General features: G+C 72.6%; 13 protein-coding genes and 1 pseudogene. 7 read left to right on the forward strand and 7 right to left on the reverse strand.

The annotated features are described in order from the left end of the window. The first annotated feature begins 3 nt into the window (after positions 1-3). The 4 genes and pseudogenes from kdpA to OG625_RS20070 all read left to right on the forward strand — a co-directional run. Complete coding sequence (gene kdpA, locus OG625_RS20055; RefSeq protein ID WP_329382766.1) at positions 4-1,668, forward strand: potassium-transporting ATPase subunit KdpA; 1,665 nt, start codon at positions 4-6, stop codon at positions 1,666-1,668. Then, positions 1,665-3,773: a potassium-transporting ATPase subunit KdpB gene (gene kdpB / locus OG625_RS20060; RefSeq protein WP_329382769.1), complete on the forward strand. Its 2,109-nt coding sequence runs from the start codon at positions 1,665-1,667 to the stop codon at positions 3,771-3,773. Before kdpA ends, kdpB begins: the two co-directional genes overlap by 4 nt. Before the next feature lie 22 nt (positions 3,774-3,795). Next, positions 3,796-4,434, forward strand: coding sequence for a potassium-transporting ATPase subunit KdpC (gene kdpC, locus OG625_RS20065; RefSeq protein WP_329382771.1), 639 nt, complete (start codon positions 3,796-3,798; stop codon positions 4,432-4,434). A gap of 123 nt (positions 4,435-4,557) precedes the next feature. After that, positions 4,558-4,920, forward strand: a pseudogene (locus OG625_RS20070) (ATP-binding cassette domain-containing protein); the annotation flags it as partial. Between the two features lie 110 nt (positions 4,921-5,030). On the opposite strand, the gene OG625_RS20075 reads toward OG625_RS20070, so the two are convergent. Together OG625_RS20075 and OG625_RS20080 are read right to left on the reverse strand one after the other, a co-directional pair. Then, entirely contained in the window at positions 5,031-5,399 is a 369-nt protein-coding gene (locus OG625_RS20075) for a hypothetical protein (RefSeq protein WP_329382773.1), read from the reverse strand. A 97-nt stretch (positions 5,400-5,496) separates the two neighbouring features. Then, positions 5,497-5,700, reverse strand: a complete 204-nt coding sequence (locus OG625_RS20080; RefSeq protein WP_073917174.1) for a cold-shock protein — start codon at positions 5,698-5,700, stop codon at positions 5,497-5,499. A gap of 491 nt (positions 5,701-6,191) precedes the next feature. On the opposite strand from OG625_RS20080, the gene OG625_RS20085 reads away from it, so the two are divergent. Together OG625_RS20085 and OG625_RS20090 are read left to right on the forward strand one after the other, a co-directional pair. After that, positions 6,192-6,728 (forward strand): RNA polymerase sigma factor, encoded by a 537-nt coding sequence (locus tag OG625_RS20085; protein WP_329382777.1) that lies wholly within the window; start codon positions 6,192-6,194, stop codon positions 6,726-6,728. Next, complete coding sequence (locus tag OG625_RS20090; protein WP_329382780.1) at positions 6,716-7,186, forward strand: hypothetical protein; 471 nt, start codon at positions 6,716-6,718, stop codon at positions 7,184-7,186. Before OG625_RS20085 ends, OG625_RS20090 begins: the two co-directional genes overlap by 13 nt. A gap of 6 nt (positions 7,187-7,192) precedes the next feature. Here the strand turns inward: OG625_RS20090 and OG625_RS20095 are convergent, their stop codons facing one another. Next, positions 7,193-7,933 (reverse strand): PP2C family protein-serine/threonine phosphatase, encoded by a 741-nt coding sequence (locus OG625_RS20095; protein ID WP_329390803.1) that lies wholly within the window; start codon positions 7,931-7,933, stop codon positions 7,193-7,195. 143 nt (positions 7,934-8,076) lie between these two features. Between OG625_RS20095 and OG625_RS20100 the strand changes: the two genes are divergently transcribed. Beyond that, positions 8,077-8,376: a hypothetical protein gene (locus OG625_RS20100; RefSeq protein WP_329382783.1), complete on the forward strand. Its 300-nt coding sequence runs from the start codon at positions 8,077-8,079 to the stop codon at positions 8,374-8,376. A 107-nt stretch (positions 8,377-8,483) separates the two neighbouring features. Here OG625_RS20100 and OG625_RS20105 read toward each other — a convergent pair whose 3' ends face one another. From OG625_RS20105 to OG625_RS20120, 4 genes are all read right to left on the reverse strand, one after another. Next, on the reverse strand, positions 8,484-11,048 hold the full coding sequence (locus OG625_RS20105) for an ABC transporter permease (protein WP_329382786.1): 2,565 nt from the start codon (positions 11,046-11,048) through the stop codon (positions 8,484-8,486). A gap of 487 nt (positions 11,049-11,535) precedes the next feature. Continuing rightward, the gene (locus tag OG625_RS20110; protein ID WP_329382790.1) at positions 11,536-12,315 is read right to left on the reverse strand and encodes an ABC transporter ATP-binding protein; all 780 of its coding nucleotides are present in this window, start codon (positions 12,313-12,315) and stop codon (positions 11,536-11,538) included. Positions 12,316-12,460: 145 nt separating this feature from the next. Next, a complete protein-coding gene (locus tag OG625_RS20115) occupies positions 12,461-13,138 on the reverse strand; it encodes a response regulator transcription factor (protein ID WP_329382791.1) in 678 nt (225 codons plus the stop codon). Continuing rightward, positions 13,135-14,835, reverse strand: a complete 1,701-nt coding sequence (locus OG625_RS20120) for a sensor histidine kinase (protein WP_329382795.1) — start codon at positions 14,833-14,835, stop codon at positions 13,135-13,137. Before OG625_RS20120 ends, OG625_RS20115 begins: the two co-directional genes overlap by 4 nt. Between the last annotated feature and the right edge of the window lie 358 nt (positions 14,836-15,193).

A 15,193-nucleotide genomic window follows, 5' to 3' on the forward strand; every position in this document is an offset into this window, starting at 1 on the left:
CCGATGAGTCCCGTTCTTGCCGGGGTGCTCCAGCTGCTCGCGCTGGTCGCGGCACTGGCCCTCGCCCACCGCCCGCTGGGCGAGTACATGGCCCGCGTCTACTCCTCGAAGAAGCACTGCGCACCCGAGAAGTGGATCTACAAGGCGATCGGCGCCAACCCCGACGCCGAGATGCGCTGGCCGGCGTACCTGAGGAGCGTCCTCGCCTTCTCCGCGGCGGGCGTCCTCTTCCTCTACCTGCTCCAGCGCGTGCAGGGCATCCTGCCCGGCTCCCTCGGCTTCGCCTCCGTCAAGCCGGACCAGGCCTTCAACACCGCCGTCTCCTTCGTGGCCAACACCAACTGGCAGTCGTACGCCGGTGAGCAGACCATGGGCCACGTCGTGCAGACGGGTGGCCTGGCGGTGCAGAACTTCGTCTCGGCCGCGGTCGGCATGGCCGTCGCGGTGGCCCTCGTGCGCGGCTTCGCGGGCTCCCGCATCGGCGAACTGGGCAACTTCTGGACGGACGTGGTGCGCGGCACCTTCCGCATCCTGCTGCCCCTGGCCGTCGTCGGCGCGCTCGTCCTCGTGGCGTGCGGGGTCGTCCAGAACTTCGCCGGGATCCACGAGGTGGGGCAGTTCGCCGGCGGGCAGCAGCAGTGGAACGGCGGAGCCGTCGCCTCGCAGGAGGTCATCAAGGAACTGGGCACCAACGGCGGCGCCTACTTCAACGCCAACTCCGCCCACCCCTTCGAGAACCCGACCCCCTTTTCGAACCTCTTCCAGATCTTCCTGATCCTGCTGATCCCCTTCTCGCTGACCCGCACCTTCGGCCGCATGGTCGGCTCCGTCAAGCAGGGCTACGCGATCCTCGCCACGATGGCCACCATCTGGCTCGGCTTCACCGCCCTGATGATGTGGACGGAGTTCGCCCACCACGGCCCCGCGCTCCAGGCAGCCGGCGGCGCCATGGAGGGCAAGGAGACCCGCTTCGGGATCGGCGCCTCCGCGATCTTCTCGGTCGCGACCACCCTCACCTCCACCGGTTCCGTCAACTCCTTCCACTCCTCCTACACCGGCCTCGGCGGCGGCATCCAGCTGCTGGGCATGCAGCTGGGCGAGATCGCTCCCGGCGGTGTCGGTTCCGGCCTCTACGGCATGCTGATCATGGCGATCATCGCGGTGTTCATCGCCGGCCTGATGGTCGGCCGCACCCCCGAGTACCTGGGCAAGAAGATCGGCACCCGCGAGATCAAGTTCGCGGCCTGCTACATCCTCGTCACCCCGGCGATCGTCCTCGGCTTCACGGCGCTCGCCATGGCCCTGCCCACACCGGCCCACTCGATGGCCAACGGTGGCGCGCACGGCTTCTCGGAGGTCCTCTACGCCTACACCTCCGCCGGGAACAACAACGGCTCGGCCTTCGCGGGCCTGAACGCCGACACCCAGTGGTTCAACACGACCACCGCGATCGCGATGCTCCTCGGCCGCTTCCTGCCGATGGTCTTCGTCCTCGCGCTGGCCGGCTCGCTCGCCGAGCAGACGCCCGTCCCCGTCACGGCGGGCACGCTCCGCACCGAGAAGGCGCTGTTCACGGGCCTGCTCGTCGGCACGATCCTCATCGTCACCGGTCTCACCTACTTCCCGGCCCTCGCGCTGGGACCGCTTGCCGAAGGGCTCTCCTCATGAGCACCATCACCCCCACTCGCGCGCCCCGCCAGGGCGCTCCCTCCGGCCACGAGGAGCCCGGCCAGGGCCGGGTCGGCGGGGGCCTCTTCGACCCGAAGCAGCTGGTCAGGTCCTTCCCGGACGCGGTGCGCAAGCTCGACCCGCGCGTGATGGTCAAGTCGCCGGTCATGTTCGTGGTGGAGATCGGTTCCGTCCTGACCACCGTGCTGGCGATCGCCGACCCGACGGATTGGTTCGGCTGGGCGATCACCGCGTGGCTGTGGCTGACCACGATCTTCGCGAACCTCGCGGAGGCGGTCGCCGAGGGCCGCGGCAAGGCCCAGGCCGACACCCTGCGCAAGGCCAAGACCGACACGGTCGCCCGACGGCTGGCCAGGGACGGCACCGGCGAGGAGCAGGTCCCGGGTACGGATCTGCGCATCGGCGACCTGGTGGTCTGCGAGGCGGGCGACGTCATTCCGGGCGACGGCGACGTCGTCGAGGGCGTCGCGTCCGTCGACGAGTCGGCGATCACGGGCGAATCGGCCCCGGTGATCCGGGAGTCGGGCGGCGACCGCAGCGCGGTCACGGGTGGCACCAAGGTGCTGTCCGACCGGATCGTCATCAAGATCACGACGAAGCCCGGCGAGACCTTCATCGACCGCATGATCAACCTGGTCGAGGGCGCGTCACGGCAGAAGACCCCCAACGAGATCGCGCTGAACATCCTGCTCGCCTCGCTGACGATCGTCTTCCTGCTCGCCGTCGTCACCCTCCAGCCCTTCGCGATCTACGCGGGCGCCGAGCAGTCGATGATCGTGCTGGCCGCGCTGCTGGTCTGCCTGATCCCCACCACCATCGGCGCGCTGCTCTCCGCCATCGGCATCGCCGGCATGGACCGCCTGGTCCAGCGCAACGTCCTCGCCATGTCGGGCCGGGCCGTGGAAGCCGCCGGAGACGTCTCGACGCTGCTGCTCGACAAGACCGGCACCATCACCCTCGGCAACCGCCAGGCCGCCGAGTTCGTACCGGTCAAGGGCACCACGGCGGCGGAGCTGGCGGACGCCGCCCAGCTGTCCTCCCTCGCGGACGAGACCCCCGAGGGCCGTTCCATCGTCGTCCTGGCGAAGGAGAAGTACGGGCTGCGCGAGCGCCACCAGGGCGAACTCGCCCACGCCGAATGGATCCCCTTCACCGCCCAGACCCGGATGTCCGGTGTCGACGTCGACGGCAGGCAGACCCGCAAGGGCGCCGCCGGATCCGTCATCACCTGGGTCAGGGAGCAGGGCGGCACCGTCGCCGAGGACGCCGACACCCTTGCCGACACGATCTCCGAGGCCGGCGGCACCCCGCTCCTGGTCGCCGTCAAGGACGACGAGGGCGCCCGCATCCTCGGCGTCATCCACCTCAAGGACGTGGTCAAGGAGGGCATGCGCGAGCGGTTCGACGAGCTGCGCCGCATGGGCATCAAGACGGTCATGATCACCGGTGACAACCCGCTGACCGCGAAGGCCATCGCGGAGGAGGCCGGTGTCGACGACTGCCTCGCCGAGGCCACCCCCGAGGACAAGATGGCCCTCATCAAGCGGGAGCAGGCCGGCGGGAAGCTCGTCGCGATGACCGGCGACGGCACCAACGACGCCCCCGCCCTCGCCCAGGCCGACGTCGGCGTGGCCATGAACACGGGCACCTCGGCCGCCAAGGAGGCCGGGAACATGGTGGACCTGGACTCCAACCCCACCAAACTCATCGAGATCGTCGAGATCGGCAAGCAGCTCCTCATCACCCGGGGAGCCCTCACCACCTTCTCCATCGCCAACGACGTCGCGAAGTACTTCGCGATCATCCCGGCCATGTTCGCGGTGGTCCACCCCGGCCTCGACAAGCTCAACATCATGGGCCTGCACTCCCCGCAGTCCGCGATCCTGTCCGCCGTCGTCTTCAACGCGCTGGTGATCATCGCCCTCGTACCGCTCGCCCTGCGCGGCGTCCGGTACCGGCCGACCAGCGCCGACAAGATGCTCCGCCGCAACCTCACGGTCTACGGACTCGGCGGCCTGATCGCCCCGTTCATCGGGATCAAGCTCATCGACGTGCTCATCTCCCTCATCCCCGGGCTCTCCTGAATTAGGAACGTGCTGATCTGCGATGAACAACTCCTTCGGAAACACCACGCGGTTGCTCGGCGCCGGCCTGCGCGCCCTGCTCGTCCTCACGGTCCTCTGCGGGGTCCTCTACCCCCTCGCCGTCACCGGCATCGCCCAGGCCGCCTTCTCCCAGCAGGCCAACGGCTCCGAGATCACGGACAAGAGCGGCCGGGTCGTCGGCTCCGCCCTCATCGGTCAGACCTACGGGGACGACCCGCGCTTCTTCCAGCCCCGCCCCTCCGCAGGACTCGGTGAGAACACCAACAACACCCAGTACGAGCTGCTGGTCTCCGGCGCCTCCAACAAGGCCGCCGACAACCCGGACCTGGTGAAGGCGGTGAACGAGGCCAAGGCCAAGGTGCTGGCCGACAACACCGTCCCCGGCTACACCCCCGAGGCCGCGCAGGTCCCGGCCGACGCCGTCACCTCCTCCGGATCCGGCCTCGACCCGCACATCTCCCCGGCCTACGCCGAGCTCCAGGCCCACCGGGTGGCCGTACGCAACGACCTCCCGCCGGCCCGGGTCGAGAAGCTGGTCGCCGAGCACACCGAGGGCCGCACGCTGGGCTTCATGGGGGAGCCGAGGGTCAACGTCCTGGAGCTGAACACGGCCCTGAAGGACCTCGCCGGTCAGCGGTAGCCGCACCGCCTCGCACCGACTCGGCGGCTGTCGGCGATCTGTCAGCGCTCGCTCCGGGGGATGTCAGGTCCCCCGGAGACGGTGACGTCGTCAAGAGGGACGACGACGAAACGAGCGGACACCATGACCGAGACATCCACCCGGCCGGCGGCCATCGAGGCCACCGGGCTCCGCAAGGCCTACCAGGACAAGTCCGGGACCAAGACCGTCCTCGACGCCATCGACCTGCACGTCCCGGCGGGCACGATCTTCTCGCTGCTCGGCCCGAACGGCGCCGGGAAGACCGCCACCGTGCAGATCCTCTCCACTCTGATCGCGGCGGACGCCGGCCGGGTACGGATCGCCGGACACGACCTGGCCGCCGCACCGCACGCCGTCCGCGCCGCCATCGGCGTCACCGGCCAGTTCTCGGCGGTGGACAAGCTGCTCACCGCCGAGGAGAACCTCCTCCTGATGGCGGACCTCCACCTCAAGACCCCGGAAGGCGCCGGCAACAGGGCCCGCAGTCGCGTCCCCCCGACCCCGATGCCGCCCCCGTCTTCGCCCCGTACGTCCAGGGGGCCCAGCACCGAGATCCGCATGCGGACATTCTGCGGTCAATGATCGGAATAGCTGAAGTCCCCCACGGTCCAGGCGCCGACGTCCGCGACGGCGATCCGGTACATGCCGCCCGTCTCCGGGATGCCCAGGGTGCCCTGGAGGATGCGGGCCACGTGGAAGTGCAGGTGGGAGGGCGGAGACCCGGTGCGGTCGGCCTCGCCGGGGGTGCTGAAGATCTCGGCGAACGGACCCAGCTGGTCGGAGTCCCGCAGGACTTCCGCGACGCGCTGGCGCCAGACGCGCTCCGGTGCGAGCCGGCCGGTGATGACGGCGCCGTGGACCACGACGGTCAGGGACATCTGATTGGTTTGCTCCGACTCGACCATGGCGGCGACATCGATGAGCAGCTCATCAGGAATCGACATGGCCAGGCACTCTAGCGGGATTCGCGGGAACGGGAAGCACAAAACGGGCCGGGGCCCGCACCTTTCGGTGCGGACCCCGGCCCGTCGTACAGGTGGCTCAGGCGGGAACGATGTTCTCGGCCTGCGGGCCCTTCTGGCCCTGCGTGACGTCGAAGGTGACCTTCTGGCCTTCCTGAAGCTCACGGAAGCCGGACGCGGCGATGTTCGAGTAGTGGGCGAACACGTCGGCGCCGCCACCCTCCTGCTCGATGAAGCCGAAGCCCTTTTCCGCGTTGAACCACTTCACGGTGCCAGATGCCATATGAATTCTCCTTCGACGCAGTGCGCTCATGGCCACTGCGTTAAATACAAGGTAACTATTCTCGCGCCGCGATTGCGACTGTCAGCACACTAGCACGGAGAGGGGGGCGGGCACAGAAATCCGAAGCCGCGAAATTCCGCACCGCTCATAATTAAAATCCGCGTGTGAAAGTCGGATGAACTGGGCTGTCGGTGGTAAAGGGTCCCGCGTCCGCTCGCGCCTGCCGCCGGATCACCGCCTGATCGCCGCCGCCCACCGGACAGTCCCCCTCGCCAACGACCCGTGTGAGGGGGAACGCCCCATGTTCCGTGCAGACCGTGCAGGACCCGCCCGCCGCGCCCTGTTCTCCGGCGGCCTCGCGTACTACTCGCTCGACACCGGCAAGGTGGAGACCATCACCGGGACGCCGTGAGCGCCGTGACGTAGGTCACGGGGAACGTCCGGCCGGTCCGGGTCCTCCTTCCTCCCGAGGCACCGTCAAGGAGGAAGCGATGAGCAGCTCATGGGGCACGGCCGAGGTCGCCGACGCGGCCAAGGCCGAGGTCGCCGCGCTCGTGCGGGCCGCCCAGCGCGGCGACCGGATGGCCGCCTCGGACCTGCTGGACCTGCTGACCCCCTACATCGGCCGCCTCTGCGGCCCGATCGCCCTCCAAGACGGCCCGGACGCCACCCAGGAGGCGCTGATCGTGATCTTCCGCAGTCTCGGCCAACTGCGCGAGCCCGGCGCCCTGTTCGGCTGGGCGCGGGTGATCGCCGTCCGGGAGGCCGTCCGCATCGCGCGCAAGGCGGCCCGGACGGTCCCGGATCCGCTCGACGACGTTCCCGCGCGGGACGATCCGGAGCTCGCCGCCGACGTGCGCGACGTACTGGAGCGGCTGACTCCCGCGCACCGGGCGGTACTTGTCCTGCGCGACCTCGAAGGGCTGGACGAGCGCTCCGTCGGCGCGCTCCTCGGCATACCCGAACCCACCGTGCGGACCCGACTGTTCCGGGCCCGCCGTAACTTCCGGAAGGCGTGGGGACGTTGACGGACTCCTGGCCGGTCGCCGCACTCGACCCCGTCCGCAGGCTCCGCGTGATCGCCCGCACCACACCCGGCACGGGCTACGCGGAGCAGCTGATCGACGCCCCCTTCGAGCAGGTCTGGGCCCTTGCCTCCGATCTGGAGCGGCAGCTGCCGATGCTGATCACCGACATCCGTTCCTTCACCGTGGCGGCGGCCGGCGGCGAGCGCCTCGAAGCCCGGGCCCGCAGCCCGCTCGGCATGCGGGCGCGCTTCGACGTCGTGCTGCGCCCGGGCTGGTGCCTGATGCAGAGCCGCTTCGTACTCGGCGGGATGGCTGCCGTACCGGAGGGGGAGGGGACGCGGTTCGCCTTCTTCGGCGGCCTGCGCCTGCCGGGCGTCCGCTTCGCGGACGGGGCGCTGCGCCCCCTGCTGGCCCCGCCGGCCGCCCGGGCGCTGAAACGCTTCACGGACCAGCTCTGAGCCCCTCTACGCGTTGATCCGGACGAGCGCGAGGGTGATGTTGTCGGGGCCGCCGGCCTCGATGGCGGCCTTCCACAGCTCGTAGGCGGCCTTCTCGTCGTCGTGGACCCGGAGCAGCCCGTCGATCTCCTCGTCGGGCAGCGGGTCGGTGAGCCCGTCGCTGCAGAGCAGGTAGCGGTCGTCCCCGGCGAGCGGGAAGGACGCCATGTGGGGGGTCACGGGGCTGTACGCGCGGCTGCCGCCGAGCACCTGTGTGACGAGCGAGGTGGTGCGGTGGCCCGGCTCCGGGGGCGGGCTGTCGTCCACGCTGACCTGGCACAGCCCGCCCTTGTCGGCGTGGTAGACCCGGCTGTCGCCGACGTTGAAGGACAGCAGCGACTCCCCGAGGAGGAGTGCGCCGGCCACGGTGGTGCCCATGGCGGTCAGCTCCGGCCGGCCGTCGGCGGCCGAGTACACCATGCCGTTGCACAGCTTCAGCGCGTCACCGACGCTCTCCTCGCCGACCAGGGAGGGGCCGAGCGAGGCGAGCTGCCGTACGACGAGCGCACTGGCCACCTCGCCGGCCGGCTGCCCGCCGAGCCCGTCGGCGACCGCCACGACCAGCGGACGGCCGAGCGGGAACAGGAAGGTCTGGGGGCTCTCGGTCACCGTCCCGCACAGCGTCCACGGGCCGACGACCAGGCTGTCCTCGTTGTGATCGCGCACCAGTCCGCTGTGGCTCAGGGCGGTCACGGCTACGTACGACACCACGACGTCCCGCCTCTCCTGTGCGGCAGCGTTCCCCCGCTCCCCATTGTCCGCTCGGCATGCGCCGGGCGGACAGCCGGAGCACCCTGGTCGTGGAGCTGCCCGTCCCCAGCCGGGCAGCCAGGCCAGGAAGGACGCCGTAGATGTTCGCGAGGCTCAGCACCTACCAGGGATCCCCGCTCCCGGCGGAGGGGGATCTGGCGGCGAATTCGGAGGCGATCGTCGAGCAGATCCGGGACGCCCCCGGCTTCCGGGGCGCCTACTACCTCGTCGACCGGGCCTCGGGGAAGGCGAAGTCGCTGACCCTGTGGGAGGACGAGGAGAGCATGCTGGCGAGCGAGGACCGCGCCGCCGCCATCCGGGCGGAATCCGCCCGGCGCGAGGGGCAGCGGATCATCACGGTCGAACGCTTCGAGGTGGGGTTCGGCTACTTGCAGCCCTGAGCGGCGGGCCGGGGTCGGGCTGTGCCGGGGTCGGGCCGTGCCGGGCTGTGCCGTGCCGGGCTGTGCCGGGTCGGGTCGGGTCGGGGCCGGTCCGGCACGGACGCGCCCTACGCCTTCGCGACGGCCTGGAGCGGGCCCATCGCGGACGCCGAGCGGGCCGGGACGACGGCCGCCGCCGCGCCCACCGCGAGCGAGGACGCGCAGACGAGCAGCAGGGTCCCCCAGGGGACGACGAGCTCGTACTGCTCCATCGCGCCCGCCGCCAGCGATCCGACCGCCCAGGCGGCGAAGACCCCGCCGGCCAGCCCCAGCAGGGTGCCGAAGGCGGCCACGGTCAGGGACTCCAGGCGGATCATCCGCCGGATCCCGGCGCGGTCCATGCCGATGGCGCGGAGCACCCCGATCTCCCGGGTGCGCTCGGACACGGACATGGCCAGGGTGTTCACGATGCCCAGCGCGCTGATCACGACGCCGATGGCGAGCAGCCCGTACATCAGGGTCAGCAGGTCGCCCAGGCTGCCGGCCGCCTCGTGGACGAGGCCCGCCCGGTCCTGGACCCTGACGAGCGGGTTGTCGCCCACCGCCGTGCGCAGCGCGAGCCCGGCCCGCTCGGAGGCGGCGCCGGCGTCGGTGCGTACGAGGACCCGCTGGACGGAGCCGGACAGGTAGCCGTGCTCCTGCACCTCGGCGCGGGCCCCGAGGGCGTCGTGGGCCACCGGGTTGTCCCGGTAGACGCCGACGACGGTGTACGGCTTCGGTTCCTGCACGCGGCCCATGCTCGCGTCGATCTGCGCGCCCGTGCTCAGACCGTGCTCGCGGGCGACGGTGGCGGAGACGGCGATCCGGCCCGGCCCGAGGTCCTTGGCGGAGCCACTGACGAAGTCGAGCTTCATGACCGTGCCCAGGGTGTCCGGGTCGACCCCGGAGATCTGCCGGACATGGCCGCCGACGATCAGGGTGGAGTCCGCGACGGCCGCGGCGGTCCGCACGCCGGCGGTGTCACCGATCCGGCGCACGGCGGCCGGGTCGATGCCGGTGGTCGGGGTGGCGGTGCTGATCACGTAGTCGGCGCCGAGGCCGTCGGCGGCCTGGCGGTCCAGGGCCCGACCGGTGGAGCTCCCGATCACCGCGAGCCCGGCGACCAGCGCCGTGCTGATCATCAGGGTGGCGGCGGTGGCCGCGGTACGCCGCGGGTCGCGGAGCGCGTTCTCCCGTGCGAGGTGGCCGACGACGCCGAAACGGGAGGTCAGCCGGCCGGTCAGGCCGATCACCGGGCCGGCGAGCAGCGGCGCCAGCACGATCAGGGCGACGACGAGGACACCGCAGGCGAGCATCGCGCTCTGCAGGTTCTCCACGGAGGCGTCCTCGGCCCCGGTGAGCGACACCAGCAGCCCGGAGCCCAGGACGAGCAGCACCAGCCCCACCGCGCCGCGGATCCGGGACCGGGCGGCGGAGGGTGGTTGTTCGGCGCCGCGCATCGCCTCGACGGGCGCGACCTTCGCGGCCCGGCGGGACGGCAGCCACGCCGCGAGCACGGTGACGCCGACGCCGACGGCGAGCGCGGCCACGACGGGGAGCGGGCCGACCACCAACGGCCCGCCGGGCAGGGTGTCCTGCGCGGTGCTCAGGAGCCGGGGCAGCGCGGAGGCGATGCCGAGGCCGAGCAGGAATCCGGCCGCCGAGGAGAAGAGGCCGATCAGGGCCGCTTCGGCCAGCACGGAGCCGGCCACCTGGCGGCGCGAGGCGCCGATCGCGCGCAGCAGCGCGATCTCGCGGGTGCGCCGGGTCACGAGCATGGTGAAGGTGTTGACGATGAGGAAGGAGCCGATGAAGAGGGAGACCCCGGCGAAGACCAGCGGCAGTTTGGTGTAGCCGCGGGTCAACGTGTCGACGTAGACGGCCTGTTGGGCGGTTAGGGCGGCGGCGGTGGTGGCCTCGGCGCGCTCGGCGGGGAGCATCGCGGTGACCCGGCCGGCGAGTTCGGCCTGGGTGGTGCCGGGCGCCGCGGCCAGATCGATGGCGGTGTAGTGCCCCGGGGCCGCGAACAGCTTCTGGGCGGTGGCCTTGTCGAACAAGGTGAGGGTGCCGCCGGCGGTCACCCGGGTGTCCTCGGTGCGGACGGTGCCGACGAGCCGCTTCCTCATGGCCGCGCCGTCGGTGGCCAGGGTGATCGTGTCGCCGATCCGGAACCTCCCCGCGGCGGCGGTGCCGCTGTCCACCGCGACCTCGTCCTCGGCGGCCGGCGCGCGGCCCTCGACCAGCGGATGGCGGCTGTCCCCGCCGTCCTTGCCCGGCACGTAGGCGGCGGCCAGGTTCGCCCAGGCCTTCCCGGAGCGCAGCGGGGTCCCGTCGGAGGCGGCCAGGGTGGCGGAGCCGTCGACCGAGGGCCGGACGGAGGCGACTCCGGGCACCTCGGCCAACTTCCGTACGAGGGCGTCGTCGAGCACGCTCGTACGCTGCTCGGCGTCGGACTCGGCCGGCGAGTGGCGGGGGGTCACGGTGACCGCGAGGTCCGCGAAGCTCTTCGAGGCGGCGGCGCGGTGGGCGGCGGCGGAGGAGTCCGCGAAGACGAGGGTGCCGGAGACGAACGCGACACCGAGGCAGACGGCCAGAACGGTCATGGCCAGCCGGGCCTTGTGCGCGAGGACGTTGCGCAGGGCTGTTCGCAGCATGGGGGGCTTTCGAGTAGGGGCGGGCGGCGGGCGGTACGGGGATGCGGTGGTGGGTACGGGGACGCGCCGGCGGGTGTCAGCGGGCACCGGCGGGGCCAAGCGCGCAGCGGTGCGGCTCAGCGCCGCCGGCCCCGGCCCGGCCCGGCCTGGTCTGGCAGGGCCCGGTCCGGCGCGGCTTGACGCGGTCCGGCTCGGTGCGGCCCGGTCCGGCTCGGCATGGCGCGGACCGGCGCGGTCCTGACCGGCGCGGCTTGACGCGGTCTGGCGACGCGGCGCGGACCGGCCTGGCGTGGTGCGGTGCGGTCCGGCGCGGTCTGGTCCGGTCGGGACCGGCGCGATCCTGACCAGCGTGGCTTGACGCGGTCTGGCGACGCGGCGCGGACCGGCCTGGCGTGGTGCGGTGCGGTCCGGCGCGGTCTGGTCCGGTCCGGACTGGCGCGGACCGGCGCCAAGCGGCTCAGCGCGTAACGGCCCGGACCGGCGCGGCTCAGTGCGTACGGTCCTGGGCTTCGAAGCGGAGCATTCGGTCGAGTACGGCGCCGGAGGTCGGCTCGTGCAGTTCGTCGACGACCTGGCCGTCGGCCAGGAACACCACCCGGTCCGCGTGTGCGGCGGCCGCCGGATCGTGGGTGACCATCACCACCGTCTGCCCCAACTCCCGTACGGAATCGCGCAGGAAGCCGAGGATCTCGGCGCCGGAGCGCGAGTCGAGGTTCCCCGTCGGCTCGTCGGCGAAGACGATCTCGGGCCGGGAGACCAGCGCACGGGCCACCGCCACCCGCTGCTGTTGCCCGCCGGACAGCTCGGCGGGCCGGTGGCCCAGCCGGCCCGCCAGCCCGACGGTGGCGACGACCACCTCCAGCCACTTCGCGTCGGGCCGGCGCCCGGCGATGCGCAGTGGCAGGGTGATGTTCTCCAGCGCGGTGAGGGTGGGCAGCAGGTTGAAGCCCTGGAAGACGAAGCCCACCTTGTCCCGCCGCAGGGCGGTGAGTTGCCGTTCCGTGAGGGAGGTCAGCTCGGTGCCGCCGATGCGCGCCGAACCGGCGGTGGGCCGGTCCAGCCCGGCCAGACAGTGCATCAGGGTGGACTTGCCGGAGCCGGAGGGGCCCATGACCGCCGTGAACCGGCCCCGGGGGAAGTCGACGGACACCGCGTCCAAGGCGGTGACCCGGGTGTCCCCCTTTCCGTACACCTTCGTCAGGCCCGTGGCCCGGGCAGCGGGTTCGGTGGGGGAGGGGGAGGCGGAGGAGGGGGAGAGTGCTGGCATGGGGACCATCGTTGCCGCCCTGAGCTGCGGAAACATCGTGCTGCGGGCTGGAGTCGAGCTCTGCCGGAGGGGGTGGCCCGGGCCGGTTTCCTCTGCCCCCGGAGAGAGCCCCCGCGGGCGGTCCCTACCGTTGGGCAGAGGAGCGTCAGCGCGCGAGGCCCGTGCGGTGGGCGAGGAGCGCCGCCTGCACCCGGCTCGCCGAACCGGTCTTCTCCAGAACGCCCCGCACGTGCGTCTTCACCGTGCCGACCCCGATGCCGAGCCCCTCGGCGATGTCCTGGTTCGACAGTCCCGCGCCGAGCATCGTGAGGACCTCCCGCTCGCGGGTGGTGAGCCGGGCGATCCGTTCGTCCGTGAGGGCGGCGTCGGCGGCGTCGGGGTCACCGCCCCGCAGCATCCGGGTGATCAGCGCCCCGGTGACGCCGGGTGAGAGCACGGCGTCGCCCGCGGCTGCCGCCCGTACGGCGCTGATCAGCTCCTGCGGGCCGTCGTCCTTCAGGAGGAAGCCGGCGGCGCCCTCCCGCAGCGCGCGGACGACGTTGTCCTCGTCGCCGAAGGTCGTCAGCATCACCACGCGCGGCGCCGGATCGAGGGCGAGCAGCGGGGCGATGGCGTTCAGGCCGTCGCACACCGGCATCCGGATGTCGACGAGCGCCACATCGGGGTGGTGGGCGGCGGCCAGGTCGACGGCCTCCCGTCCGTTGGCGGCCTCGGCGACGACGTCGATGTCCTCGGCGTGCCGGAGGATCAGGCGGACACCGTGGCGGATCATCGTCTCGTCGTCGGCGAGCAGGACACGGATCGGGCGGGCGGGCTCGGTCACGGGGTCTCCCAGGGCGTGGCGTCCCGGACCGACGGGACGTCGAAACGGTCGATGGCGATCAGGCGTTGCGAGGCGTCGAAGCAGTAGCGGGCGATGGTCAGGGTGCCGGGGCGGGTCTCGGTGGCGCCGTTGAACGGATAGACGCAGCCGACCGCACCGGCCGGGCGCGGCGGCTCGTGGCCGGTGGCCGCGGCCCGGACCGCCTTGTTGTCCGACACTCCCGCCCCGGTCACGTCCAGGTAGGTGTCGCCGACGCGGGGCAGCGGGGCCGGTCCGCGGTGGCCGGTCGGGTGGGCGGCGTACACGAAGCCGAGCCCGAGGATCATCAGCACGCACAGGGTCACCAGCCCGCAGGCGAGCGTCAGCACCTCGGCCGTCCGCCGCTCGGGCGCGCCGGACCCGGCTGGGGCCTCCGGAGCGGAGAGCCGGGCGGAGACCTGGGCGGAGACCTGGGCGGGGGCGTCGCCGGGCTCGGCCGGGACGACCGCCTCCACCCGGAACCCGCCGGAGGGCAGCGGGGCGGCGTCGAAGGTCCCGCCGAGCAGCTCGACCCGCTCCCGGAGACCGGTGAGCCCGCGCCCGGTGCCCTCCTCGCCCGCGGGTGCCACGGGCCCGGGCGCCGCCGGCCCGGGCGGTGCGCCGTTGCGCACGGCCACCCGTACCTCCTCGTCCTCGTGCGCGACCGTCACGGTGACGTGCGCCGAGGGGGCGTACTTGTGCACGTTGGTCAGGGCCTCCCGGACGACCCGGTGCACGGCCCGCCGCACCCGTGCCGGGCGGGCGTCGAGGTCCGGGCCCGTCCAGTCGAGCGCCACGGCGATGCCCCCGTCGCCGGATCCGGCCACCAGCGTCTCGATGTCGGCCCGGGTGCCGGTGGCGTCCGTGAGCACCTCGGACCCGGTGTCCCGGCCGAGCGGCCCGAGCACCCCGAGGGCCTGCCGCAGCTCCCGCATCGCGTCCCGGGTGGTCCGCCGTACGAGGACCGCCTCCTCGCGCAGCCCGGGCTCGGCCCGCTCCAGCGACAGCTCCAGCCCGCCGGCGTAGAGCGAGATGAGGCTGAGCCGGTGGCCCACCAGGTCGTGCATCTCGGCGGCGATGCGGGAGCGCTCGTGGATGCGGGCCTCGCTGTCGGCGAGCCGGCGGGACCGTTCCGCGGCGTCGCCGCGCTCGCGCAGGGCCCGCAGCAGGCGCTGCTGCTGCCCCCGTACCGTGCCCACCAGGCCGGGGACGATCACGGCGGCCGCCGCGAGGACCAGGCCGGCCGCGAGCCCGTACCAAGCCGATCCCGGCCCGAGCCGGGGCCCGGCCGCCGCCGCGACCACCGTGACGAGCCCGCCGGCCGCCGCGAGCAGCCGCGTCCGCCGGCGCGCCCGAGCGGAGCGGCGCGCCACGGTGTAGGCGGTCGCCGCCGTGACCGGCCCGAGCGCGGGCACGAGCCCGGTGAGCGCGGCGAGCGCGGGCAGCACGGCGGACGGGAACCGGCCGCGCAGCGGGAACAGCCCGACCCCGGCCGCGAACACCAGCAACTGGAACCCGGGGTGCGGCAGATCCCCGAGACGGCCGAGCGCGCCGTACACACACAGCCCCGCGAGCCCCACGGCAGCCGTCTCCACGATCCCGCGCACGACCGAGCCCGAGCCCTCTCCGGCAGCCGGGCGAGGGCGGACGGAACGCCGGAAAGGGCTGGTACGTGCCACGTTGACCAGTATCTACGCCCGAATTCCCGAGGGCATGACCCGCAGGGTGGATCCGCGCCTCTACCGAAAGGGGGAGCCGGGAGCCGGGAGCCGGAGCCGGGGGCCGAAGTCGGGAGCCGGAGCCCGCCGGGCCGTCGGTCCGTTCATCCGGGCGCAAGGCGGGCGTCGCCGCTCGCTCATGTGGGGCTGAGACGTTCGCTCCGCCGGCCTCCGAAGAGGCCGACGCACCCGCGACCGGCAATTCACCGGCTCACGACGGTCTCCCGCTCCATGCGCGTCAGCTACTCCGGGTTGCGCACGGCGGTCGTGATCAAGGAACTGGCCTCCCGCGGCGGAAAGTACGGCGCCCGCACGGGCA

This window comes from Streptomyces sp. NBC_01351 (assembly GCF_036237315.1).
Taxonomy (GTDB): domain Bacteria; phylum Actinomycetota; class Actinomycetes; order Streptomycetales; family Streptomycetaceae; genus Streptomyces.